Source organism: Vibrio sp. L3-7 (assembly GCF_963898195.1).
GTDB classification, from domain to species: Bacteria; Pseudomonadota; Gammaproteobacteria; order Enterobacterales; family Vibrionaceae; genus Vibrio; species Vibrio echinoideorum.
The window spans coordinates 54,632-80,093 of record NZ_CAWQUW010000066.1; the positions used below are offsets into that span (position 1 = coordinate 54,632).

General features: G+C 45.0%; 23 protein-coding genes and 1 tRNA gene. 14 read left to right on the top strand and 10 right to left on the bottom strand.

Annotated elements, in window-relative coordinates; all coding sequences use genetic code 11:
- Nucleotides 1-51: 51 nt before the first annotated feature.
- Together AACW75_RS23260 and orn are read right to left on the bottom strand one after the other, a co-directional pair.
- Nucleotides 52-127 (bottom strand) — tRNA-Gly (locus AACW75_RS23260).
- A gap of 179 nt (nt 128-306) precedes the next feature.
- On the bottom strand, nt 307-852 hold the full coding sequence (gene orn, locus AACW75_RS23265; protein ID WP_135459262.1) for an oligoribonuclease: 546 nt from the start codon (nt 850-852) through the stop codon (nt 307-309).
- Between the two features lie 149 nt (nt 853-1,001).
- Here orn and rsgA point away from each other — a divergent pair, with 149 nt between their 5' ends.
- The 5 genes from rsgA to AACW75_RS23290 all read left to right on the top strand — a co-directional run bounded on the left by rsgA (nt 1,002) and on the right by AACW75_RS23290 (nt 8,050).
- On the top strand, nt 1,002-2,057 hold the full coding sequence (gene rsgA / locus AACW75_RS23270) for a small ribosomal subunit biogenesis GTPase RsgA (RefSeq protein WP_237297519.1): 1,056 nt from the start codon (nt 1,002-1,004) through the stop codon (nt 2,055-2,057).
- 125 nt (nt 2,058-2,182) lie between these two features.
- Complete coding sequence (asd, locus tag AACW75_RS23275) at nt 2,183-3,109, top strand: archaetidylserine decarboxylase (RefSeq protein WP_108151395.1); 927 nt, start codon at nt 2,183-2,185, stop codon at nt 3,107-3,109.
- A gap of 297 nt (nt 3,110-3,406) precedes the next feature.
- Nucleotides 3,407-4,822, top strand: coding sequence for an SLC13 family permease (locus tag AACW75_RS23280; RefSeq protein WP_004733348.1), 1,416 nt, complete (start codon nt 3,407-3,409; stop codon nt 4,820-4,822).
- A gap of 283 nt (nt 4,823-5,105) precedes the next feature.
- Nucleotides 5,106-6,986 (top strand): methyl-accepting chemotaxis protein, encoded by a 1,881-nt coding sequence (locus tag AACW75_RS23285; protein ID WP_237297520.1) that lies wholly within the window; start codon nt 5,106-5,108, stop codon nt 6,984-6,986.
- Nucleotides 6,987-7,162: 176 nt separating this feature from the next.
- Complete coding sequence (locus AACW75_RS23290; protein ID WP_237297521.1) at nt 7,163-8,050, top strand: DMT family transporter; 888 nt, start codon at nt 7,163-7,165, stop codon at nt 8,048-8,050.
- A gap of 70 nt (nt 8,051-8,120) precedes the next feature.
- Here the strand turns inward: AACW75_RS23290 and epmA are convergent, their stop codons facing one another.
- Nucleotides 8,121-9,092 (bottom strand): elongation factor P--(R)-beta-lysine ligase, encoded by a 972-nt coding sequence (gene epmA, locus AACW75_RS23295; RefSeq protein WP_237297522.1) that lies wholly within the window; start codon nt 9,090-9,092, stop codon nt 8,121-8,123.
- A gap of 451 nt (nt 9,093-9,543) precedes the next feature.
- Between epmA and frdA the strand changes: the two genes are divergently transcribed.
- The 4 genes from frdA to frdD are packed head-to-tail and all read left to right on the top strand — an operon-like array spanning nt 9,544 to nt 12,932.
- Complete coding sequence (gene frdA / locus AACW75_RS23300) at nt 9,544-11,367, top strand: fumarate reductase (quinol) flavoprotein subunit (protein WP_145570152.1); 1,824 nt, start codon at nt 9,544-9,546, stop codon at nt 11,365-11,367.
- Complete coding sequence (locus tag AACW75_RS23305) at nt 11,367-12,131, top strand: succinate dehydrogenase/fumarate reductase iron-sulfur subunit (RefSeq protein ID WP_017076352.1); 765 nt, start codon at nt 11,367-11,369, stop codon at nt 12,129-12,131. The genes frdA and AACW75_RS23305 overlap by 1 nt, the downstream gene beginning before the upstream one ends.
- A gap of 1 nt (nt 12,132) precedes the next feature.
- Nucleotides 12,133-12,516 carry a fumarate reductase subunit FrdC gene (gene frdC, locus AACW75_RS23310; protein ID WP_017076351.1) on the top strand — a complete coding sequence of 128 codons (384 nt, stop codon included), beginning with the start codon at nt 12,133-12,135 and terminating at the stop codon, nt 12,514-12,516.
- 11 nt (nt 12,517-12,527) lie between these two features.
- Nucleotides 12,528-12,932 (top strand): fumarate reductase subunit FrdD, encoded by a 405-nt coding sequence (gene frdD / locus AACW75_RS23315; RefSeq protein ID WP_004733339.1) that lies wholly within the window; start codon nt 12,528-12,530, stop codon nt 12,930-12,932.
- A 286-nt stretch (nt 12,933-13,218) separates the two neighbouring features.
- On the opposite strand, the gene efp is transcribed toward frdD, so the two are convergent.
- Nucleotides 13,219-13,785 carry an elongation factor P gene (gene efp, locus AACW75_RS23320; RefSeq protein ID WP_004733338.1) on the bottom strand — a complete coding sequence of 189 codons (567 nt, stop codon included), beginning with the start codon at nt 13,783-13,785 and terminating at the stop codon, nt 13,219-13,221.
- A 33-nt stretch (nt 13,786-13,818) separates the two neighbouring features.
- Between efp and epmB the strand changes: the two genes are divergently transcribed.
- From epmB to AACW75_RS23335, 3 genes are all read left to right on the top strand, one after another.
- Nucleotides 13,819-14,841 carry an EF-P beta-lysylation protein EpmB gene (epmB, locus tag AACW75_RS23325; protein WP_237297523.1) on the top strand — a complete coding sequence of 341 codons (1,023 nt, stop codon included), beginning with the start codon at nt 13,819-13,821 and terminating at the stop codon, nt 14,839-14,841.
- Nucleotides 14,842-14,854: 13 nt separating this feature from the next.
- On the top strand, nt 14,855-15,370 hold the full coding sequence (locus AACW75_RS23330) for a prepilin-type N-terminal cleavage/methylation domain-containing protein (RefSeq protein WP_065207279.1): 516 nt from the start codon (nt 14,855-14,857) through the stop codon (nt 15,368-15,370).
- Between the two features lie 104 nt (nt 15,371-15,474).
- Nucleotides 15,475-15,963 carry an MgtC/SapB family protein gene (locus AACW75_RS23335; RefSeq protein ID WP_145570149.1) on the top strand — a complete coding sequence of 163 codons (489 nt, stop codon included), beginning with the start codon at nt 15,475-15,477 and terminating at the stop codon, nt 15,961-15,963.
- Between the two features lie 127 nt (nt 15,964-16,090).
- Here the strand turns inward: AACW75_RS23335 and AACW75_RS23340 are convergent, their stop codons facing one another.
- The 5 genes from AACW75_RS23340 to AACW75_RS23360 form a co-directional block, all read right to left on the bottom strand.
- Complete coding sequence (locus tag AACW75_RS23340; RefSeq protein ID WP_029225229.1) at nt 16,091-17,569, bottom strand: sensor domain-containing diguanylate cyclase; 1,479 nt, start codon at nt 17,567-17,569, stop codon at nt 16,091-16,093.
- A 323-nt stretch (nt 17,570-17,892) separates the two neighbouring features.
- Nucleotides 17,893-18,450, bottom strand: coding sequence for a VC2662 family protein (locus AACW75_RS23345; protein ID WP_017076345.1), 558 nt, complete (start codon nt 18,448-18,450; stop codon nt 17,893-17,895).
- 350 nt (nt 18,451-18,800) lie between these two features.
- Nucleotides 18,801-19,901, bottom strand: coding sequence for a diguanylate cyclase domain-containing protein (locus AACW75_RS23350; RefSeq protein WP_237297524.1), 1,101 nt, complete (start codon nt 19,899-19,901; stop codon nt 18,801-18,803).
- A gap of 410 nt (nt 19,902-20,311) precedes the next feature.
- Nucleotides 20,312-21,958 (bottom strand): chaperonin GroEL, encoded by a 1,647-nt coding sequence (gene groL, locus AACW75_RS23355; protein ID WP_237297525.1) that lies wholly within the window; start codon nt 21,956-21,958, stop codon nt 20,312-20,314.
- A gap of 51 nt (nt 21,959-22,009) precedes the next feature.
- Complete coding sequence (locus AACW75_RS23360) at nt 22,010-22,300, bottom strand: co-chaperone GroES (protein WP_004733324.1); 291 nt, start codon at nt 22,298-22,300, stop codon at nt 22,010-22,012.
- Nucleotides 22,301-22,515: 215 nt separating this feature from the next.
- On the opposite strand from AACW75_RS23360, the gene AACW75_RS23365 reads away from it, so the two are divergent.
- Together AACW75_RS23365 and AACW75_RS23370 are read left to right on the top strand one after the other, a co-directional pair.
- Entirely contained in the window at nt 22,516-23,859 is a 1,344-nt protein-coding gene (locus tag AACW75_RS23365; protein WP_237297526.1) for an MATE family efflux transporter, read from the top strand.
- Nucleotides 23,860-23,953: 94 nt separating this feature from the next.
- Nucleotides 23,954-24,484, top strand: coding sequence for a methylated-DNA--[protein]-cysteine S-methyltransferase (locus AACW75_RS23370; RefSeq protein WP_237297527.1), 531 nt, complete (start codon nt 23,954-23,956; stop codon nt 24,482-24,484).
- Nucleotides 24,485-24,530: 46 nt separating this feature from the next.
- Here the strand turns inward: AACW75_RS23370 and AACW75_RS23375 are convergent, their stop codons facing one another.
- The gene (locus AACW75_RS23375; protein WP_237297528.1) at nt 24,531-25,091 is read right to left on the bottom strand and encodes a hypothetical protein; all 561 of its coding nucleotides are present in this window, start codon (nt 25,089-25,091) and stop codon (nt 24,531-24,533) included.
- Nucleotides 25,092-25,462 lie beyond the last annotated feature (371 nt).

Consider the following 25,462-nt stretch of genomic DNA (forward strand, 5'->3'; position numbering starts at 1 on the left):
ATTGTTTAAGTCAATGAGTCTATTTCCCAACATCAATCCTAAGAAAGAAATTGGAGCGATACATCGGGTTCGAACCGATGACCTCAACCTTGGCAAGGTTGCGCTCTACCAGCTGAGCTAGTATCGCAATCTGAAACGTCTTTCGTCGTTCAGGGCTGCGAATTATAAGAGCATTTTTTTGTGATGCAAGTCCTTAATGCAAAAATCAGTAAGTTTTTACTCAACTGCTGAAAAAGCACACAAATTTGCAAAAAAAACAACTCTTATGTCCCTGAAAAGTTAGACAAACGTGATCATTTGATCAGATTAAATGTTAATAATCGTTTTTCGGTAGTACTGCAGCTCAGCGATCGACTCTCGAATATCATCCAATGCGAGATGACTTCCCGACTTTGAAAAACCATCTAGGATTTCAGGTTTCCAACGGCGAGTAAGCTCTTTCAGAGTACTAACATCAACATAACGGTAATGGAAATACTCTTCCAATTCTGGCATGTGCTTGTATAAGAAACGACGGTCTTGGCCAATGCTGTTGCCACAAATAGGCGATTTACCTTTTGGTACCCACTTCTCAAGAAACTCAATCGTTTGTTGAATTGCGTCCTGCTCTGAAACAGTGCTTTCTTGAATTCGCTTCACTAAACCGCTGCCAGTATGAGTTGTCGTGCACCACTCATCCATCTTGTCCAGTTCGCTCTGAGGCTGGTGAATGGCCAAAACAGGCCCTTCAGCCAGGATGTTGAGCTCACTATCTGTAACGATAGAAGCAATTTCAATAATTTTATGAGTTTCAGGATCAAGTCCGGTCATCTCTAGATCAACCCAAATAAGGTTCTGATCGCTAAAGGACATAAGGCGTCGCCTATTTGTTTATGTATAAAAGAGGTACTATACCCAAATAACTATACTCAAACTAGCTTTAGGGCCATCGAAATCAGTGGTACCAACAACATCCCGTTTGAGTCCTCAATCATCAAGTTAGATGTGTTAAGTGAAAAATTGTGGCTAAAAAAAAGAAGTTAACCAAAGGTCAGGTACGTCGCGTACGTAGCAACCAGAACAAGCGACTCAAGAAAGAAGATTCTATCCAGTGGGATGAGAACATGCTTGGCGGAACAAAGAGTGGACTCGTTATTACACGCTTTGGCCAACATGCCGATATCGAAGATCTTGAAACCAACGAAGTTCACCGTTGTAACTTACGCCGTAGTATCGAAACGTTAGTTTCCGGAGACAAAGTCATTTGGCGCGCAGGACTTGAATCAATGGCTGGCATTTCTGGTGTTGTAGAAGCTGTTGAACCTAGAACGTCAATGCTAACTCGCCCTGATTACTACGACGGCCTAAAACCGGTTGCTGCTAACGTTGACCAAATGGTTATCGTATCTGCTGTACTACCGGAGCTATCACTTAATATCATCGACCGCTACTTAATTGCCTCTGAAACCGTCAACATCGCACCACTTGTGGTTCTCAATAAAGTCGACCTACTCACTGAACAGCAAATTGCGGAATACCGCGAAACGCTGAAAATATACGAGAAAATCGGCTATAAAGTGATGTTCGTGAGTAAAGAGTCTGGCTACGGCATCAAAGAGTTGGAAGCCGAACTGAAAGATCGTATCAACATTTTCGTTGGTCAATCTGGCGTGGGTAAATCCAGCGTAGTGAATGCACTAATGCCAACATTAGACATTGAAGAAGGCGCCGTTTCTGAAAACTCAGGACTGGGTCAACACACGACGACTGCGGCGCGTTTGTATCACTTCCCTTCTGGTGGTGATCTTATCGATTCCCCAGGGGTACGTGAATTCGGCCTATGGCATTTAGAACCCGATGAAGTCACTGATGCTTTCATTGAATTCAAGCCATACCTTGGTGGTTGTAAATTCCGTGACTGTAAACACAATGACGACCCAGGATGCCTTCTACGTGAAGCCGTTGAAGACGGTAAAATTAGCCGCTTACGTTTTGCTAGCTACCATCGCATTATTGAAACAATGGCTGACAACAAAGATAACCGTCAGTACTCACGAAGCAAGAAAGCCGATCTCTAATCGCGTTTTTGTGAACAAATGTGTGCATTTACTGACAATTGGCGCGAATTTAAGTAACATCTCGCGCCCTAAACCGTCATCGACAGATTTAATTGAAAAACAATTAGCATTGGAAAATTAATACAATGGATAAGATTAAAGTTGGATTGCAGTACTGGATCCCACAGCATGGGCTAACTCGCCTAGTCGGTAAACTGGCATCTGCTAAAGCGGGTGGCTTAACGACAGCGATCATCAACTGGTTCATCAAGCAATACAAAGTAAACATGGATGAAGCTCTGCATAGCGATCCCAAACACTTTAAAACATTCAATGAATTCTTCGTACGTGAATTGAAAGAAGGCATGCGCCCTATCGCAGAAGGTGACTCTGTTATTGTTCACCCTGCTGATGCACGTGTAAGCCAGTTTGGCCCAATTACTGACGGTCAACTGATTCAAGCTAAAAACCATAACTACTCAGCTCGTGAGCTATTGGGTGGTGATGCTGCTCTAGCGGATGAATTTAAAGACGGCGAATTCGCAACGCTTTACTTGTCGCCAAGTGATTACCATCGCGTGCACATGCCATGTGACGGCACACTGCGTCAGATGATCTACGTTCCGGGTGACCTTTTCTCAGTTAACCCGTTAACGGCAGAGAACGTTCCAAACCTATTCGCACGTAACGAGCGTGTGGTTTGTATCTTTGATACTGAGTTTGGCCCAATGGCACAAGTGCTGGTTGGCGCAACTATCGTTGGCAGCATCGAGCAAGTATGGGCTGGCACCATTACTCCACCTCGTGGTAACTCAGTTTACAAGTGGGATTACCCTGCACAAGGTGATACAGCCGTCGTCTTGAAGAAAGGCGAAGAGATGGGCCGCTTTAAGCTTGGTTCAACGGTTATCAACCTGTTCGCTAAAGACGCAATCAAGTTTGACGAAACGATGCAAAATGGTGAGAAAACCGTTCTAGGCACCCCTTTCGCGCATATTGCGGGCAAAGACGTTGAAGTAAATGAAGAGACTGCTGAAGCTGTTGATTCAACAGAGAACACAGACCAAGCATAACTTCCTGAGTTAACTTAGTAAGCTTTAAGGGCGCGTTAGTTTTCTATTTTTAGAGAATAGCGCGCCTTTTTCTTATCTAGTTCGAGACATTTCCCTTCAAGATTTCAACAAATCTAACTATCGATAACCTTATTCTCAACGAGCAGTACGTCGAATTACCTCATAAAAAGATTGACCAAAAACAAAACAACTGTCGAAACCTTAAACAACTTTCCGATTTTACAACCCGTCTCCAAGTACCAAAAAACCAGATAACTTACTCTATTTGAAGATATTTTATTCATAGGGTCTTTGTACATGCCTAAACTCAATGTTGGCGTTCTGGCCAAGCTGTTGATTTGTTTTGCGATTCCCTTGGGCGTGTTATTCATGCCGATAGATTCAATACCAATCGATGATCTCACGCTGATTCAACACCGCTTGTTGGCTATATTCTTGTTGGCCGCTCTACTGTGGGTGCTTGAACCTGTTCCGGTATTCGCCACTTCCATTTTGATCATAGCACTTGAACTTGTGATGATTTCTGACAAAGGCTTACACCTATTTAGAAACCCACCAGCGGGACACGATCTCGGTGAGTTAATCAAATATACCGACATATTCGGTGCATTTTCGTCACCAATCATCATCCTCTTCATGGGTGGTTTCGCTCTCGCGATATCGGCATCTAAGTACGAACTCGACAACAACTTAGCACGAGTATTGCTCAAACCATTTGGTACAGAACCGCGCTTCATTATGCTCGGCTTAATGCTGATCACCGCCGTGTTCTCAATGTTCATGTCAAATACCGCCACAACGGTAATGATGCTCGCGCTGCTAGGTCCAATCGTGGCGTCTGCGCCAAAAGGCGACATGGGGATTAAAGCGCTCGTGTTGTGTATTCCAATTGCTGCTAACACCGGTGGTATCGCGACACCAATCGGTACACCGCCCAATGCCATCGCACTGCAATACCTGACGGGTGAGAACAGTATCGACTTCCTAAGCTGGATGATGATGGGCTTGCCCTTTGTGATCATTCAACTGACCATCGCTTGGTTCCTTCTACAGAAGTTTTTCCCGTCCAAGGAAAGAAACATGGTGCTCAAGCTTGATGGCCAATTTAGAAAAAGCTGGCGTGCGATTGTGGTTTACGTCACCTTCGCCGCCACTATCCTATTGTGGATGACCACCAAACTGCACGGCATGAACACCTATGTGGTGTCTATCATTCCACTGGCGGTGTTTACTCTCACCGGTATCATGGGCAAAGAAGAGCTTAAGCTGATTAACTGGGATGTATTGTGGCTAGTAGCCGGTGGTATTGCGATTGGTATAGGACTAGATAAAACAGGCTTAGCCGTGGCACTCGCACACGCGATTGATTATGAGTCGCTCTCACCAACGGCGGTAGTGCTAACGTTATCCATCGTATGTTGGTTAATGGCGAACTTCATGTCAAACACCGCAACGGCCAACTTACTGATGCCGATCGCCGCTGCGATTGGTGCATCAATGGAAAGCTTGGTTGCGATAGGAGGCCTGCAAGGACTACTGGTTGTGGTCGCTTTCTCTGCATCGCTAGGTATGATTTTACCCGTATCGACACCACCAAACTCGTTGGCCTACTCGACCGGGCTTATCGAAAGTAAAGACATGGCGAAGATGGGGATTATCTTAGGGATTGTCGGCTTGCTGATGGTCTACCTCGCACTGTTTATTATCACTTAGCACGTTAGCTTATTATCACCTAACACGTTAACTTTTCACTACAACCCTCCAGATAGCAATCATGATTTCGCTATCTGGAGGGTTTATCAGTTTTTAATCGATAGATAATTGTGATTCTACTTCACGGTTTATTAAAAATAACGATAAGTCATTTTAAATTTTTGATTTTAAACACATTTACCAACATCAAGACAACGGCACTATACACGCATCAGAGACACACCAATTCACCATCAAGTACGTCACTGTAATTAGGTTTTTGTCTAATAGAGAGGAATAGACCTTGAGACATACTATTAAATTTAAAATTCAGATCGCCATTGCGGTCATTATTGCCGTCGTAAGTGGCGCTCAAGCTTGGATATCGGTTACTCAACTCAATCAAGAGACTGAAGTAGCGATCAACCAAGAAATGAAAAATGTTAGCGTTGGCACGACGAATTACATTGCCGATTGGCTCTCAATCCGCAGCGATATGATGCTTGCTAATGAATCTACGATTTCAAATAATAGTAACTCTGACCGCGAGTTATTGATCACCAAGCAAGCCGGACAATTCCTGTCTGTATATGCAGGGTTCAGCGATGGCACTATCGCTTATGGCGACAAAGGTGAAGATTGGCCAGCAGGCTACGACCCGCGCACTCGCCCTTGGTATAAAGATGCCAACGCGACATCAGACCTCATCATTACCGAACCTTATCAAGACTTTGACGGCAGCATCGTCATCAGTTTTGCTAAAGCATTCAACGGTGAAAAACAGGGCGTTCTCGCGGCGGACTTAACCGTAACCAGCATTATAGATACCGTACTCAATGTAAAACTCGAGAACGATGGTTTTGCGTTTTTAGTGGATGGTAACAACAACATCGTTGCCTACAGTGATGAAGCCTTGAGTCAAAAACCACTGACCAGTTTGAACCCAGAGCTAACAACCAACAAGGTGTCACAGCTGCTCCAAGACCAAATGATCACCACTCTCACTTGGCCTGGTCAAGGCGATAAGCTGGTCTACATTGCCAATGTACCGAACACCGATTGGTCGTTAGGTATTGTTATCGATAAGGAAATGGCGTTTTCTGCAGTCTCCGATGCCATTCAATTCATCGCTCTGACTTCTTTGATTTTGTACATCGTCATTTCAATTGCGAGCACAATGGTCATCAACCGTCTACTTTCTCCATTACAAACCTTGTCTGAAGCGTTAACTCAACTCGCTCAAGGCAGAGGCGACCTCACCCAACGCATTGATATCACACGTATGGATGAGATTGGAAAACTTGCCGAGCTTGTGAACCAGTTCTTAAGCCAGATGCAAAGCATGCTGAAAGGCGTAATAGAGCACAGCCATGATCTCAACAACCATGCAGAGAAAGCCAACCAACTGGCTACCCAATCTTCGATTAGCGTTGAGAATCAACAAAACGACATCAACCAAATTGCGACTGCGATTCATGAAATGTCGGCTACCGCAGCCGAAGTGGCTAGCCATGCCGAATTAACCGCATCCGCTTCTCAGGCATCCGCTACCGCTTGTAACGAAGGCCAAGAGGTAATCCAACAAAACCGCGATGCGATTACTGGCCTCGCAACTCAAGTTGAAGACGCCGCAAATGTGATTCGTGAATTAGAGAGCAATGCGCAAAGCATCAACCAGATCCTCTCCACCATTCAAGGCATTGCCGAGCAAACTAACTTATTGGCATTGAATGCAGCGATTGAAGCTGCTCGCGCGGGTGAACAAGGCCGTGGGTTTGCCGTTGTGGCTGATGAGGTCCGAGTGCTAAGTCAGAGAACTCATGGCTCAACGGAAGAGATCCGCGTGATGATTGATACGCTACAGAAGAATACCGAACATGCCGTTCAAAGCATGACCACCAGCACTCAACTGGCCGAAAACAGTGTTGGCTTCGCCGAGCAAGCCCATGGCAGCCTCACTAAAATCACGCAAGCGATCACGGAAATCAACGACATGGCGCTGCAAATCGCGAGTGCCGCAGAAGAACAGCGCGCCGTAAGCGAAGACATCAGCCGTAATACGCAAGGAATCAAAGATGCCTCTGACGATCTAGCACAACAAGCGGAAAGCAGCCGCAATAGCTCAAATGAAATGAGCAGCGCTGCAGAGTCAATGCGCCAAGACGTAGAGCGCTTTAAGGTATAGCGCTTTGAGGTATAGCGCGCCTCAAGCAAAGTAAGTTGAGCCACACCAGCAAGCGACAGCTGACATAAACTAATCACTGAAACAAAGTCGTTCTTTCATAATAATCACTTTGTTCTCAGTTCGGTTTGATGCATATTGATGAGCTAATTTATCCCAGACACAAGGATGTTATTCAGATGGGATTCGAATGGTTAGCTCTAGCTGCCGCTTTTCTTTGGGCGATTGCGAGCCTAATGTCAGTAAAGCCTGCTCAACACTTAGGTTCTTTCGCCTATAGCCGCTGGCGAATGGGTTGTACCGCTATCATCTTATCAAGCATGGCTTGGTTTACCGATGGTTGGTCAAGTGTCGAAGCCGACTTAGTCACACCGATGATGCTGTCCGGGCTAATTGGCATCTTCATTGGTGATACCGCCCTATTTGCCTGTTTGAACCGCATGGGTCCGCGCCAAGCCGGTTTGCTGTTCTCTTGTCACGCCGTGTTCTCGGCGATTCTCGGTTACTTCCTATTTAGCGAAAGCATGACTTCGGTGGAGCTGATTGGTTCTGCATTGGTGTTTAGTGGTGTATTAACCGCAATATTCTTTGGTCGTCGTGGACAAGCGAACAACCAACTCGAAACCATTAAGGGCACGGTGTGGATTGGTGTTGCGTTGGGAATCACCGCCGCGATCTGCCAAGCATTGGGCGGCATTATTGCCAAACCCGTGATGCAAACCAGTATCGACCCAATAGCCGCCTCTGCCATTCGAATGATCACCGCCTTTGTGGCTCACTCACTGTTTCGTTTAACAGGCGCCAAGCTTTCGCGCGCGATCAATCCAATGAATAAACAGATATTCGCAATTACTGCGGTTAATGGCTTTTTAGCGATGGCCGTGGGAATGACGCTGATCTTGTACGCATTGCAGGAAGGCAATGTCGGTATGGTCGCACTGTTATCTTCAACCACGCCCATCATGTTGTTACCAATACTCTGGCTTTACACCAAGCAAAGACCGAACGCTTACGCTTGGATCGGAGCCATTGTTGCCGTAGTTGGCACTGGTATTCTAGTCAGCTAGTGCAGCGGATTAGAAGCTGAGAGTTAATAGCTAAGGACTATTAACTCTCAGTAAAAACAAAAGCAAAAAACTAAGAACGTGGGAAAGGAAAAGCCGTCACGTCATCTATGTGATCGTACCCCAACGCCAGCATGATTAACCTATCGATACCTAAAGCAACACCCGCACAGTCTGGCAAGCCCGCTTTTAACGCCTCAATCAAATGGTGATCAATCGGTTGAGGTGACAATCCCATCTCAATACGTTTGGCATTATCACCTTCAAAGCGCTGAAGTTGTTCTTGTGGTTTATCGAGTTCATGGAAGCCGTTTGCCAATTCAATCCCTTTGAAGTACACCTCAAAGCGATCCGCCACTCGTGGATCATTCGGGTTAATCTTGGCTAACGCCGCTTGTGATGCTGGGAAGTCATAAACAAACGCAGGGACTTGCTGCCCTATCTTAGCTTCAACCCCAATACTAAACAGCAGCTGCAATAGCGTATCGCGGTCTTCTTCTGGATCTGCAATGTCGCTGAGCCCTAGTTTCGCTGCAGCTTGCTTTAGCGTATCCATCGAATCCTCCAACGGACAAACACCTAACACATCAATAAAGGCTTGTTGGTAAGTCATTCGCTGTGCTGAGCCTGATTTAAGCACCTGCTGTAACAGCAAATCCATTTCCTCCATCAGGTCATGATGATCAAAACCAACACGATACCACTCCAACATAGTGAACTCAGGGTTGTGATAACGGCCATTTTCTTCGTTACGGAAAGACTTACAAATTTGGTAGATACAGCCACTGCCCGCCGCTAACAGTCGTTTCATATGAAACTCTGGGCTCGTCATAAAGAACAGTGGCTGGCCGTGCGCATAACCCGGCCCTACGAATTCAGTTTTGAAGGTATGTAAATGCACGTCCGTCACCGTGGCGTGACTCATCGCTGGCGTATCCACTTCCATCACGTTTCGTTCTGTAAAGAACTGGCGGATTTGATTAAGGATATCAGCACGTTGCTTTAACTGCTTAATGGTTGCGGCAGGCTGCCATGTGGAGTGCATTGTTAGGTTCCATATCACTGAGTTCTAGGTGACGAAAATTACCACCTTTCATCTCTTTTGTAAGCTTCTATCTTTCTCTTAATGAAAGCAGAATGTAGATTTTATGAAGCCAGAAAATTACGTTCTACAATACATTTACTAATATTTGACCATAACCCATATTGATAACAAAAATCATACTCAACAAGCCGTTAACACGTGTCTTGTGGGGGAATAGTTATCAACAATTCATTGCCGTGATTGCAGTCACATAACCTATAATTTCTATGCCCCCATATGCATTACCGACCTAAAAACCCAAATACATCAACTTTTCAAATACCTTCCTCTCGTACACTGCACCTACCACTTAAGGCTTAGGGGTGAGAAACGGTTGCTGCCGTTTATTGCTCTCTAAATAAGCTTTTTATAATTACAAGCGGAATACTCCGCATCACACTGGAGAATAACTGTGAAGACAATTACCACAGATATCGCAGTCATCGGCGCAGGCGGCGCTGGTCTTCGTACAGCTATCGCTGCGGCTGAAGCTAATCCTGAATTGGAAGTAGCACTGATTTCTAAAGTTTACCCAATGCGTTCGCACACGGTAGCAGCAGAAGGCGGTTCAGCAGCAGTAATTAAAGACGAAGATAGCCTAGATAACCACTTCAACGATACTGTTGGCGGTGGCGACTGGCTATGTGAACAGGATGTTGTTGAATACTTTGTTGAAAACGCGACTCGCGAAATGATCCAAATGGAACAATGGGGCTGCCCATGGAGTCGTAAAGAAAACGGTGAAGTAAACGTACGCCGATTCGGCGGTATGAAAGTAGAGAGAACGTGGTTCGCAGCGGATAAAACCGGCTTCCACATGCTTCATACTCTGTTCCAGACTTCGATGAAGTACGACACAATCAAACGATTTGATGAGTACTTTGTGGTGGATTTGATCGTTGAAGATGGCGAAGTACAAGGCCTAATCGCGATTCATATGTCTGAAGGTGAGCTTGTTACGATCAAAGCGAAATCTGTTGTATTAGCAACGGGTGGCGCAGGTCGTGTTTACCACTGCAATACCAACGGCGGCATCGTAACTGGCGACGGTATGGCAATGGCTTATCGCCACGGTGTTCCACTACGTGATATGGAGTTCGTTCAATACCACCCAACAGGCCTACCGGGTACTGGCATCTTGATGACTGAAGGTTGTCGTGGTGAAGGCGGTATCATCGTCAACAAGAACGGCTACCGTTACCTGCAAGATTACGGCATGGGCCCTGAAACTCCAGTGGGCGAGCCGAAAAACAAATACATGGAACTGGGTCCTCGTGACAAAGTTTCTCAAGCATTCTGGCACGAGCAGCAGAAAGGCAACACCATCAAGCACCCGCTTGGTGATGTCGTACACCTTGACCTTCGCCACCTTGGTGAAGAGTACCTGCAAGAGCGTCTTCCGTTCATCTGTGAGCTTGCAAAAGCGTACGTAAACGTTGACCCAGCAAAAGAGCCAATCCCAATTCGCCCTACCGTTCACTACACCATGGGTGGTATTGAAACTAACGGTACGTGTGAGACTCGCATTAAAGGCCTATTCGCCGTTGGTGAATGTGCTTCAGTTGGCCTGCACGGTGCAAACCGCCTAGGTTCTAACTCTCTGGCTGAGTTCGTAGTATTTGGCCGCGTAGCCGGTGAACAAGCCGTGAAACGTGCAGCTGAATTCAAAGGCTGGAATGAAGAAGCCATCACTAAGCAAATTAAAGCGGTTGAAGATCGCATCGCAGGCATCTTGGCTCAAGAAGGCGATGAGAACTGGGCTGACATCCGTACTGAAATGGGTCACACCATGGAAGCGGGTTGTGGTATCTACCGTCAAGAAGATTTGATGCAAGAAACCATCGACAAAATCACTGAACTGAAAGCGCGCTACAAGAAGATCAGCATTAAAGACAAAGGCAAAGTGTTCAACACTGACCTACTTTACGCTATCGAAGTGGGCTACGGTCTTGAAGTTGCTGAAGCAATGGTTCACTCAGCGATTCTTCGTAAAGAATCTCGTGGTGCACACCAACGTCTAGACGACAACTGCACAGAACGTGACGATGTGAACTACCTGAAACACTCTCTATCTTTCTACAACGAAGATGCGGCACCAACTATCGACTACAGCGGCGTTAAGATTACTAAATCTCAACCTAAAGCTCGTCTATACGGTGAAGCAGCCGAGAAAGCCGCTGCTGCTGAAAAAGCGGCAGAAGAGAATGCTAAGAAGAGCGAAGAGGAGCAAGCATAATGTCAGCGAATCGAATCCAAAAAATTGAAATCCTGCGTTATGACCCTGAGCAAGATGCAGAACCTCACTTTCAAACCTTTGAAGTTCCGTTTGATGAAACCATGTCAGTACTTGATGCGATCGGTTACATCAAAGATAACCTAGATAAAGACCTGTCTTACCGTTGGTCTTGTCGTATGGCGATTTGTGGTTCTTGCGGCATCATGGTTGATGGCGTGCCAAAACTGGCATGTAAAAGCTTCTTACGTGACTACCCGAATGGCTTCAAGATTGAGCCTTTAGCTAACTTCCCAATCGAGAAAGATTTGATTGTCGACATGACGCCGTTCATCGAACGCCTTGAAGCAATCAAGCCTTACATCATTGGTAACGACCGTAAGCCAGAAGACGGCACTAACATCCAAACTCCAGAGCAAATGGCGAAGTACAAACAGTTCGCTGGCTGCATCAACTGTGGTTTGTGTTACGCAGCGTGTCCTCAGTTTGGTCTAAACCCAGAGTTCATCGGCCCTGCGGCACTTGCTCTTGCTCACCGCTACAACCTAGATAGCCGTGACAATGGTAAAGCTGAACGTATGAAGCTTATCAATGGCGACAATGGCGCTTGGGGCTGTACGTTTGTAGGTTACTGTTCTGACGTTTGTCCGAAGAAAGTAGACCCAGCAGCGGCAGTAAACCAAGGTAAAGTTGAGTCTTCAATGGACTTCGTTATTTCGATGTTCAAACCTGATGGCGAACCGGTTAAAGCGACGGAGGAAGCGTAATATGAGCAATCGTAAACCTTATGTTCGTGAAATGAAGAGAACGTGGTGGAGCAACCATCCGTTCTACCGTTTCTACATGCTACGTGAAGCGACTGTACTGCCTTTGATTCTATTCACTCTGTTCCTAACCTTCGGTTTAGGTTCGCTAGTGAAAGGCCCTGAAGCGTGGGAAGGTTGGTTAAGCTTTATGGCTAACCCTATCGTTATCGGTATTAATATCGTGGCACTGCTAGGCAGCTTACTGCACGCTCAGACCTTCTTCAGCATGATGCCTCAAGTAATGCCAATCCGCCTTAAAGGCAAATTGGTAGATAAAAGAATCATCGTACTGACCCAATGGGCAGCGGTGGCATTTATTTCTTTAATCGTTCTCATGGTGGTGTAAGGAGCTTCGTTATGAACACAAATTACAAAATGAAACCTGTTAACCACCTTAAGTCTGTTAACCAAAACCCTAAACGCTCTGATGAACCAATCTGGTGGGGCCTATTTGGCGCTGGCGGTACTTGGTTCGCGATGATCACACCAATCACGATTTTAGTGCTGGGTATCTTAGTGCCAATGGGCATTATCGATGCGGATGCAATGAGCTACGAACGTGTATCTGAATTCGCCACCAGCATTATCGGTGCGCTATTCATCATCGGTACACTAGCACTACCAATGTGGCACGCAATGCACCGTCTTCACCACGGCATGCACGATCTGAAGTTCCACGTCGGCGTTGCAGGTAAAGTGGGCTGCTACTTCGTTGCAGGCCTAATCAGCGCACTGTCTGTTATCTTCATTTTCATGATCTAACAGTTAAGAGCAGATTCGGGATTCGAGTAATCGAGATTCGAAAAGCTTAAGAGCGAAAAGACTAAAAGCAGAACAGGAATTTCTTGTTCTGCTTTTTTGTTGCTTGTCGAATCTCACACCTAGCTCACTCGATCTTCCTGCTTTTCGTATCCCGTATCTCGTATCTCGCATCTCGTTTACTCGAATCTGCTCTTCTGCGTTTCCTGAACGCCAGATACAAAAAAGGCCGCTCATAAGCGACCTTTTCTATTTCACTGAGCCACCCTAAAAGATGGACACAATCAAATTATTTTACACGACCAACGTATTCGCCAGTACGAGTATCAACTTTAACAACTTCACCGATAGCGATGAATAGAGGTACACGAACTACCGCGCCTGTTGCTAGAGTTGCAGGTTTACCACCCGTACCTTGTGTATCGCCTTTCAGGCCAGGATCAGTTTCAGTTACTGGGATCTCAACAAAGTTTGGCGGAGTAACAGTGATAGGGTTATCATTCCACAACGTTAGAGTACAAACGTCATTTTCAACTAACCATTTTGCTGAATCAGCGACTGCTTTTACGTCTGCTGCGATTTGCTCAAATGTTTCGTTGTTCATGAAGTGGTAGAATTCGCCATCGTTGTATAGGTAGCCTAGTTCAACGTCAACAACATCTGCAAGCTCAAAGCTTTCGCCTGACTTGAATGTTTTCTCTAACACTTTGCCTGACAGCAGTTTACGAAGTTTTACACGGTTAAACGCTTGGCCTTTACCTGGCTTAACGTATTCATTGTCGATAATTGCGCAAGGCTCATTATCTAACATGAATTTTAAACCGCCTTTGAATTCATTGGTGCTTACTGACGCCATGATTTTCTCTTCCACATCTTTGAGTTAATTTCAATGCCGCATATCATAACCCGAAAAGTCGAATCTGTTGAGCAAAACTGGCTCAAACAACTATCGAATGCGATCTCTGACCCGACAAAACTGCTTCAAGCATTGGAAATAGACCCAACACCGTGGCAAAAAGGATTCGCAGCACGTGAGCTGTTTTCACTTCGAGTCCCTCTTAGCTTTGTAGAACGAATGGAAAAAGGCAACCCACACGACCCTCTATTGCGTCAGGTGTTACCACTCAGCGAAGAGTTCGAGGTTCATCAAGGCTATTCAGCCGACCCACTAGAAGAGCAAGAAAACGCAATCCCGGGGTTGCTGCACAAATACAAAAGTCGCGCATTGATGATTGTAAAAGGGGGCTGCGCCATCAACTGCCGTTACTGCTTCCGTCGTCATTTCCCTTATCAAGATAACAAGGGCTCGAAGTCTGTGTGGCAAACCAGCCTCGACTATGTAGCCACTCATCCAGAGATCAACGAAGTTATCTTATCCGGTGGCGACCCTTTGATGGCCAAAGACAGCGAACTCGAATGGCTGATCCATGCCATCGAACAGATTCCGCATGTAAAAACAGTTCGAATTCATAGCCGATTACCGGTTGTGATCCCTGCTCGAGTGACTGATGAACTATGCCAATTGTTAGCTCGAACTCGCCTCAATGTGGTGATGGTCAGTCATATCAATCACGCCAATGAAATCAATTTAGAACTCAAACAAGCTTTCCATCAGTTGAAGCTAACTGGGGCGACTCTGCTTAATCAAGGTGTGATGCTAAAAGGCGTAAATGACAGCGCTAACTCATTGAAAGAATTAAGCGAAAAGCTATTCGATGCCGGTGTTTTACCTTACTATATGCATGTGCTTGATAAAGTTCAGGGCGCCGCTCACTTCTATATCTCCGATGAAGAAGCAAAGATGCACTTTAAGGGTTTGATCTCTGAGGTTTCTGGCTACCTCGTACCTAAGTTAACTCGCGAGATTGGTGGCCGCAGCAGCAAGACGCCACTCGACCTACATATTGAATAAAGAAGTTACCAAAATGAAGACGCATCCGAACAATAACTGGTCCTCTAACCGAGGCTTTACAATGATCGAATTGGTTATCGTAATTGTCATTCTGGGTATTGTGTCAGTCACCGCAGCTTCTAAGTTTCTCAACCTGCAAACCGATGCTCGCATCTCGACATTAAATGGCCTTAAAGGCGGAATGGAGGGCGCAAGTGCTATGCTTTATGGTAAGACATCAGCACTAGGCTTAGATAAAGCGGCTAGCGCATCGATTAACGTTGAGGGTGACAATATCTCAGTCGTCTATGGCTATCCTGCAGCGATGAATGATCAAACTTGGTCACAGCTCATTGAGTCAACTTTTCTAGATGCAGTTTGGGATACGGGTCGAGCTGACTGGTTCTTTACCAACACAGATGCGAATGATGGCATTATTCTGTATGCACCCGCGAGCCGCAAAAACCAATCTGATAACTGCTACCTTGAATACCAAGAAGCGACAGAGACAGAAACCCCTACCTTCTCGTTGACCACCACCGGCTGTTAAACCTTAAGCAGACAATCCAATCGTTAAGACAAAAAGTTTTTGTTCGATCGTCCGGTCTATTATTAGCATACTCGGCTCTATTCTAAAATTTTAGGAGGGGTGATATGCCACAATTTATAGAACAAACTCTCAACCTTGCCCCCTTTAGCTGGGCAGGCCTCGCAGCATGTATGCTGTGTGGATCATTAATCGGAATCGAAAGGCAAACCCGCGGTAAACCCGTAGGAATACGAACCTCCATTTTGATTATCAGCGGTACTTATTTTTTTCTCACCATGGCGATTAGCTTATCTCCTAACACGCTCGATCAAGCCCGCGTGCTTGGTCAGATAATAACGGGTGTGGGATTTCTTGGGGCCGGGGTAATGATGACATTGGATGGCAAGATTCATGGCGTCACTTCAGCCGCGATCATTTGGGTACTCGCAGCATTAGGCATGATGATTGCCTTAGGACACCTTTCTCAGTCTGTCATCATCACTCTAATGGCGCTTGTCATACTGCTTGGTGTCGACAAGGTGGAAAACAGTTTCCAAAGCCTGCGTCGTGGTGTGCATCAGAAGTGGATGAATAAAGGTCGCATGAAGAAGTAGCCTCTAGTTTTGAATACGTTTATCTTAAAGACATTTTGTCCTTAGATTCGATTTCTTAGAGACGAATTCTTAGAAACGAAAAAGAAGCCTAGTCAAACGACTAGGCTTTGAGTTTTTAGACAAGCGCTTAATGCACGTGAATACACACTTGATTCTTACCGGCGGCTTTCGCCTTATAAAGCTGTTCATCAGACGAACGAATACTCTGGTTTTCCCACAAGTGACCAACGCTGTCGAACTTGTACAGAGAATAGAGCGTCGCGCCACCAGAAACAGAAATATTCACCTTGTCACCCGTCGGACATCGGTAACTTTGTAGGCTAATGTCATTTTGAATTCGTTGAAAAATCGATGAAAGCAATTCAGATGATTCACCCGTGATCGCGACAACAAACTCTTCACCACCAAACCGAGCGACAATATCTTGCTGCCTAACGCTGTTCATCATCAATTGAGCAACGTGACAAATCACCTCGTCTCCCACCTTATGACCGTAGTGATCATTGACCACTTTGAAATCATCAATATCAAACACGCCAACACCAATAATTGGCTCTTCATCTTGTGCCAACAACCGAGCTTCAAAACCGCGTCGATTCAATAAACCGGTTAGCGGGTCGAGCATCGCTAAGTCATTTAAACGATTGTGTTCTTGTTTGGTATAAAAGCGCCACAGCCACAATGCCGAGGCAACATATAAGGCCAGCAAAATCAGTAATTGGAATCGCTCCATCTCCAGCACGTGTAACAAGTGCTCACTCTTGTCTTCCTCAATACTTAGATAGAGTTGGGTATTGATACCGTCAACATACAAAGGCCGCGAATGCGTAAAGTCCATAAAGCCGTATTTGTTTGCCCCGCGCGTACTCGTCACCTTATAACCGTGAGCAGGGTTTGACACTAAATTCGAGACATAGCCATCAACCCCTAATACCCCTTTAAACTCCCCATCGACATAAATGCCTTTGGTTAACGTCACGACTTTTTTACCCGTCAGGTAATCATCATATTGGCCCGTATAGACAACTTGGTCTTGACCTTGCGCTAAGCCAAAACGAATCGTATTCACCCAGTACGGACGACTGTTCACCACAGAATCAAAGGTATCGCCCTTAATCGTGCGGGCAAAATCGGAAGGCGAAGAGATAATAAACTTCTCTTTCGAGATAAAATAAATCGCAGAGATGGTATCAATAGTATTGGCAAAATAAGCCATGGTTGGAGCGATGAATAATCGCTTACCGGCTTCCGAGTTAAGCTCTGACTTCGGATCACACATTTCGCTAGGGCCGGAGAACATGAAGTCAAAACGAGGGGCTTGTTGCTCCTCACTGATGAAATAGCATGTCTCACCCTCTACCTTTTTTTCATGCGAGAACACATAAGTATCGCCATGCAGTGGGTAAAGTGCCGTGATGTTGTATTCAAGGGCATTAATGATCTTTGTGAGCTCAGCAAGAGAGCGCGTGACACCTTGGTTTTCGATTCCATACTGTTTATCTGATTCTTCCGCTGAATCAACGAGCAATAAGCCCAAAACGACTAAAAAACTGGCGGTAAGGCTTAAGAAAGCCTTTTTAAAATCGATGGTATGGTGTTTTATCAAAGCATATAAGTCGACGTTGTGATTTTAGCGCACATTGTACTTATAAGTAAAAATACTGCAATAGAAAGTATAAAACCAAGTGCTTATTAACTAATTTGAGGTATGTAAATCGGAAAGGGGATTGAAACAACAGTGCTTCAACAAAAGAACAGTGTCTAAACAAAAGAACAATGCTTAAACAAAAGAATAATGCCTAAACAAAAGAATTTAGGCATTGATAGGTTTGAGCACTAATGAATCGCTTAACTCACCAATAGTGAATCTAGAGGCTCAACCGCGTTTTATTTCGTAAAATGCATAATCTATTTCGTAAAATTCATATTCTATTTAGCGAAATTGACAATTGGGAAGCACGGGAAGAAGCCGTTATCAGCACAGTTGATCAAGCCAATTTGCACACCTTCAATCTTCGTTGTTTTGTTGAAGATACCAACCTGGACCGTAGACACCTCTGAAAGGTTAGCCGCACCAACATCAACCAAAGTGTCGCCTTCAGAATAGTTAACAAAACTCACGTTCGCGCCTTTTACATCATTAGTGATGTTAACTGCACCCAAGTTCAAACCTGTCGTTTTTCCAGGGTTCCAGTTGAATATACCCAGTGAAGCACCGGTCATTTCTTGGTTTACTTTATGCGCACCAAAAATACCCAAGTTTACACCTGTCGTCGTTTGCGTCTCTGACATACCAATAATAGCAAGGTCTACACCTTTAACGTCATTCACTTGCCCATGAAGCAACGCAACACGTACACCGCCAACCGCATCTGAATCGGGTGCGTTAAAACCGTTGATCGTTGAGAACATAACAGGCGAAGAAGCAAATGCTGCTGGCGCCATTACCGCTGCAGAAACAGCAAGTACTGAAAGTAGTTTTTTCATTGGGGAGTCTCCACTGACTTATTGTTGACTTGATTAATCCATTTTCAATCAAGCATTTATTATCCTTTATTCAACAGCTATCCATGTTAGATCAATGTCATAACCGTACTGTTGAATATAGGCCTAAAAGAAGAAAGAACAAAGAAGAAAGAAGAAAGAAGAAAGAAGAAAGAAGAAAGAAGAAAGAAAGTTCGCACAAACTATTGGGGGCATGGAATACCCATGATGCTCAACCTAACCTAGGTAGATAGGTAGATAGGTAGATAGATAGATAGATAGATAGATAGATAGATAGGTAGATAGATAGATAGATAGATAGATAGATAGATTTAATGAAAGCGCCTTTCTCATCAAAGATACAGAGTTTTCACGCCATTTTTGCCGTTTCTCTTAATTTGATACATGGCCAAATCAGATTGCTGGTACACATCATTAAAATGATGTTCACCTTGGTTAAAGAAACACACACCGATACTCATTCCGATGGCGACGTCCGTCAGCATTTGATTACTTTCAGGTACAGCCGTTTGCAACAACTCTTCACAAAAGTGCGTGACTTGATCGGGTTCCGTATCGGGAAACAAAATGACAAACTCATCTCCGCCAATCCGTCCGATTTGCGCCGGTTCAGAGGATGGCGAAGCTAAACCAGAAATTAACGAAGCTACACCAGGAGTTAACGAAACCGCATCAGGAGTTTGCGAATCGATACCAGAAGTTTGCGAAACCGCATCAGAAGCTAACGAAGCTACATCAGAGGCTAGCGTAACCAAGCGCTGAGCAATAAAACTCAGCAACTGATCGCCCGCCTGGTGGCCTAAAGTGTCATTCACCGCTTTAAAGTTGTCGATATCAATAAAGATCATTGCCGCTCTGACTAACTTATCTACGCTTTTCATTTCACGAAAACGTTGTTCGATGGCTTGTTTATTGAGTAGCCCCGTCAACCTATCGGTAGAGGCTAAGGCCGCCAACTGTTGTTCAAAGCGTTTTTCTTGCGTGATATCGATGTGCGTGCCCATAATTCTGAGCGGTGCCCCATTGGTATCAAACTCGACAACACGACCTCTGTCATACACATAGCTATCACTGCCGTCTTTATGAGTCATTCGATAAACAACTTCATACAAGTCACAGCTCCCCGACAGATGGTCTTCAAAAGCTTTCATGGCCTGATGATAATCATCAGGGTGTAAGTTATTTTTCCAAGTCTCAAACGTCGCACTCAACTCATGCGGTTGGTAGCCGAGCATTTTTCCCCAATCCACATTAAAGATAGTGAGTTTTCCTGAAGGGACATGGTGCTCCCATAGACACAACCCATTACTGTCGAGTGCGGCATTCAACTTTTCTTTCAGGCGAGCATTACTTCGTTTGAGCTCAGCATTCTCTTTTTCGAGTCCTGCAATCTTTTTTTCGAATTCGGCAATGATGTTCAAATAGGTTTGCATGATCTTGACGGCAGTCGTGGAAGTAGCATCTTAATATAAATAAAAAAATCGGGGGTTTCTATGCTCTTAGTAACACATTTAATTTTAATGTCTTTCTCTTTCTTGACCGGACTTCACGTTATCGAAGGTACGACGGACAAAGACAACAAGCCAAAATAAGATCAGTAATATGCCTTGTATCGATTTCTTCTATATACAAGTTACAAATACCAGCCAAATCAATACATACAAAAAGCCTATCTATTCTGCATAATCTTTTGACCAAAAAGCTTTTTCCCCTGAGACTTCAGAGCTATCGTAGAAGTTGTGAAGTTTTGTTGGATGTCTTAGAAAATAAAAACTAAAAAAGCCCCGTAAACACTAAATTTACGGGGCTTTTCAGACTTTATAGGGTTAAGTCAGGGGGATGATTACATCATGCCGCCCATCCCCCCCATACCGCCCATACCACCCATATCAGGCATTGCAGGACCAGAATCTTGAGGCTTGTCTGTGATCATCGCTTCTGTTGTGATCATAAGACCAGCAACTGATGCTGCGAACTGAAGTGCAGAACGAGTCACTTTAGTTGGGTCAAGAATACCCATCTCAATCATATCGCCGTAAACGCCAGTCGCGGCGTTGTAACCGTGGTTATCTTCACCAGCGCGAACGTTGTTAGCAACAACTGAATCTTCTTCACCTGCGTTTTTAACGATTTGACGAAGTGGTGATTCCATTGCGCGAAGTGCCAAACGAATACCAACAGTTTGCTCTTCGTTATCACCTTCAAGGCCAACAACTTTAGATGCAGCGCGGATAAGTGCAACACCACCACCAGCAACCACACCTTCTTCAACAGCAGCGCGAGTCGCGTGAAGTGCATCTTCAACGCGGTCTTTCTTCTCTTTCATCTCAACTTCAGTTGCTGCGCCAACTTTGATTACTGCAACACCGCCAGCTAGCTTAGCTACGCGTTCTTGAAGCTTCTCTTTGTCGTAGTCTGACGTTGCATCTTCGATTTGTTGACGAATTTGAGAAACACGACCGTGGATCATTGTTTCTTCACCCGCACCATCGATGATGGTTGAGTTTTCTTTAGTGATCGTTACACGCTTAGCTTGACCTAGGTCTTCTAGCGTTACTTTCTCAAGGTCTAGACCGATCTCTTCAGAGATAACTGTGCCGCCCGTTAGGACTGCGATATCTTGCAGCATAGACTTACGACGGTCACCGAAACCAGGCGCTTTAACAGCCGCTACTTTCACGATGCCACGCATGTTGTTTACAACAAGAGTTGCTAGCGCTTCGCCTTCTACATCTTCAGCGATGATAAGAAGTGGACGAGATGCTTTTGCTACTGCTTCTAGAGTCGGAAGCAGTTCACGAATGTTCGACACTTTCTTGTCGATAAGAAGAATGAATGGGCTTTCTAGATCAACAGAACCGGCTTCTTGGTTGTTGATGAAGTAAGGAGATAGGTAACCGCGGTCGAACTGCATACCTTCTACTACGTCTAGCTCATCTTGTAGAGCCTGACCTTCTTCAACCGTGATTACGCCATCACGGCCCACTTTATCCATTGCTTCAGCAATTAGGTTACCGACTGTTGAGTCAGAGTTTGCAGAGATAGTGCCCACTTGCGCGATAGCTTTAGTATCTGCACATGGAACAGACAGTGCCTTTAGCTCTTCTACTGCTGCGATAACCGCTTTGTCGATGCCGCGCTTAAGATCCATTGGGTTCATGCCAGCAGCAACGGCTTTTAGGCCTTCTGTGATGATTGCTTGAGCAAGAACTGTTGCCGTTGTTGTACCGTCGCCCGCCGCGTCATTCGCTTGCGAAGCCACTTCTTTTACCATTTGTGCGCCCATGTTTTGGAACTTGTCTTCAAGTTCGATTTCACGTGCAACTGAAACACCATCTTTCGTGATAGTCGGTGCGCCAAATGATTTGTCTAGAACAACGTTACGGCCTTTAGGACCCAGCGTTACTTTTACTGCATCAGCCAGAACGTTTACACCTTCTAGCATTTTAATACGTGCGTCATTACCAAATTTAACGTCTTTAGCAGCCATCTTTATTTCCTTTAAATTCTTTGTTCAATCAGTTCAATTTTATGGGTCGGATTACTCAACGATCGCCATGATGTCGTTTTCAGACATGATCAGAACTTCTTTGCCGTCGATCTTTTCAGTTTTAGTGCCGTAGCCTTCAGAAAAGATAACAGTATCGCCAACTTTAACGTCCAACGGTTGCACTGAACCGTTTTCTAAAATGCGGCCTTTGCCGACAGCTAGAATAGTACCGCGCGTTGATTTTTCAGCGGCAGAACCAGTTAGAACGATGCCACCAGCAGACTTAGATTCAACTTCTTGGCGCTCAACGATAACTCGGTCGTGTAGAGGACGGATATTCATCGGTCGTATCTCCTGATAATTTCCATTTAATATGATAGTTGCCACAATTGGCATGGGTTAATCAGTATGTTGGGGCAATGTGAAAGATCCCAAGGGGGGAAAGAAAAAATTGTGAGCTAAAGGGCAGATTCTCATCCCTCATCTTTCCCTGCTTTTCGTTTACTCGCATCCCGCATCTGTTTATCCTACGGTTTTGGTTTCAATCGGCGTTTTACATGCAAGATAAGCACGGGCTTTTAACGGCCCCGATAGCAGACACATTGCGCACCATGACCATACCGACCATATTCGGTATGGTGGCGATCTTGATGTTTAACCTCGTCGATACTTTCTTTATCTCGTTGCTTGGTACTCAAGCCTTAGCTGCGGTAAGTTTTACCTTTCCGGTCACCTTTGCCATCAACTGCATCACCATGGGCATTGGCATTGGCTTATCGACATGTATTGGGCGATTGCTTGGCCAAGGCTGCGCACAAAATGCAGCACGCTTTACCTGTCATGGCTTATTGCTGGCTCTGCTTCTTGTTGGCTGCGCTTCTACGCTAGGCATTACTTTCTTAGAGCCTATGTTCACCCTGTTAGGGGCAAAGCAAGAGTTGCTGCCGCTGATATCGGAATACATGTCAGTGTGGTATCTCGCGATCCCATTGTTGGTCATTCCCATGGCAGGCAACAGCGCGATTCGAGCAACAGGTGATACAAAAACGCCCGCCAAGATCATGCTGCTCGCCGGGCTTATCAATGGAATTTTAGATCCGCTGCTCATCTTCGGTTACGGGCCTTTCCCTGAACTGGGGATTCAAGGCGCAGCCATTGCCAGTGGTTTCAGCTGGTTTGGTGCTTTGTGTGGCTCACTGTACGTGTTGACCGTGCGAGAAAAACTGCTTGCTCCTCCTAAGCTGAAAAACATCGTCAGTGACTGGCGACAAATCCTAAAAATAGGCACACCAGCCGCTCTGTCTAACGCTCTGAACCCACTTGCTGGCGCTATCATCATGATGATGCTGGCCAAGCAAGGTACTGAAGCGGTGGCGGCGTATGGCGCAGCGCAACGTATTGAGTCCATTCTGATCATTGTGTTGATGTCTCTTACTTCTGCTCTTACACCTTTCATGGCGCAGAACTTTGGCGCAAACAACCCTCAACGCAGCTTTAAGGCTCTGTTTCTAAGCATGCGCTTTGCCATATTATTCCAAGGGTTGGTCTTCTTAATGATGGTGCCACTGAGCATTCCTTTAGCCGCCCTATTCTCTCAAGAAGAATCGGTGCGAGGCATATTGTGGCATTACCTGCTAGTAGTGCCCTTTAGCTATGGTTTCCAAGGTATTGTGATGATGTTGATCAGCGGCATGAACGCGATGCATCAACCACTTAAAGCATTCCAATGGAGCTTCATGCGCTTGTTTGTGTTTACCTTACCCTTTGCGTGGATAGGCAGCCAAGTCGATGGTGTTGAAGGGATGTTTGTTGGCTTAGCACTAGGAAACATCATGGGCGGTATATCCGGGTATTGCTTTGCGCTTCGTGTTAGAGCTCAAGCAAATGCGGGATGCAAGTAAACGGTATACGAAGAGCCTAAAAAGCAGATGAGAGATTCGAGTATCGAGATTCGAAGAGCTTGAGAGCAGAAAAAACTAAAAGAAGGAAGATGACATGGAAGACAGTACTTACAAAATGCTCTACGACGCACCGATTGGCAAGATGATCATTGTGAGTAATGGTGTGTCGCTTATTGAAATTGACCATGTAAATCATGAAGAGCTAATGACTAGCAATCCAGATGACCTTTGCCAACTGGCAGCGAAACAGTTAGATGAGTACTTTGCAGGAAAACGTACAAGCTTTGATTTGCCTTTAAAGCCACAAGGTACTGATTTTCAGCTCAAAGCTTGGGTAGCTTTAACAACCATTCCTTATGGCGAAACCATCAGTTATGGCGAACAAGCCAAAAGAATGGACAACCCAAAAGCCGTAAGAGCTGTGGGTGGCGCAAATGGCAAGAATCCATTTAGTATTGTTGTACCCTGCCATAGAGTCATCGGCGCGAATGGCACATTAACTGGCTACACCGGCGGCATGAACCGCAAAGAATGGTTGTTGAGCTTTGAGTTAAAAATGGTAAACAGCGAGCTAAAAATGCTAAACAACGAGCTAAAAATCTCAAACAAACAGATAGCCGAATAAACCAAGATACGTGTTTAAGTGCTCTTTAAATCTTCGCGACAGCCCTTTAAATCTTCGCAACAGCCATAGCGGAACGTTGTTTTTTCGCCACCCATAACCCACCAAAGATAAGAACAAAAAACAAAATATGCAGCCATAACTTTGGCCCGACATCGGTGTTCAGTGCAGATAACGAACTGATAGACGGAAACTGTTTTGTCGTCACGAGTTTCACCACCCATTCATTGGCTGGCGTTGCAATAAGCGTGGTTATCCAACCCAATACGGCGATTTGGATGAGGTTAACGGAAAACGATGAATTGAAGATAAAAATAAGATTCGAAAGAAAGGCATAACACAATGAAACGCCAACATGCACAACCCACGACAACACCAGTGCACTCGTTGGATCATAACCACCCAACGTCACGTACGCAGCAGCATGTCGAGATGTCAGTGTCGACATACCAAACAAAGGCTGAATCAAGATAAAGGCAATACTAGCCATCAAGCCGACAAAAAATGTCATGATAAGCGTCTTTTTATTCATATTTTTAACTTCCATTAGATAAATAGAACAACTTGAATAGAAAAACACCCCAAGGTTTATCTTCATCAAACCAATCATATTAAATTAAAACTGAACGATCGTTCAATATTTAGCAAATTAGCACTAACAAAATTGATGTGCAAGGTTTTGTTCATTTGCTAAACAATGGGGGATGAATAGATTTCGCTTCGATGCTCATGCTCATGCTTAGAATCAGACTCAAACTCATCAAGAGCGGATGTCGGCCATATTGGCTATAAAATAGAAGCAGGATGAAAGATAGGTAGACAGGTAAACAGATAGACACTGGTTTTACTGGCTTGACATTGAGTCAAAAAAATCACAAAAAAAACGGCCACACTCGCGTGCAGCCGTTCTCGTATTCGATGAAAAGTAAGTAGCTATTTATCTAAAAAACATCTACTTAACTTAAACAGTCACTGCTTATC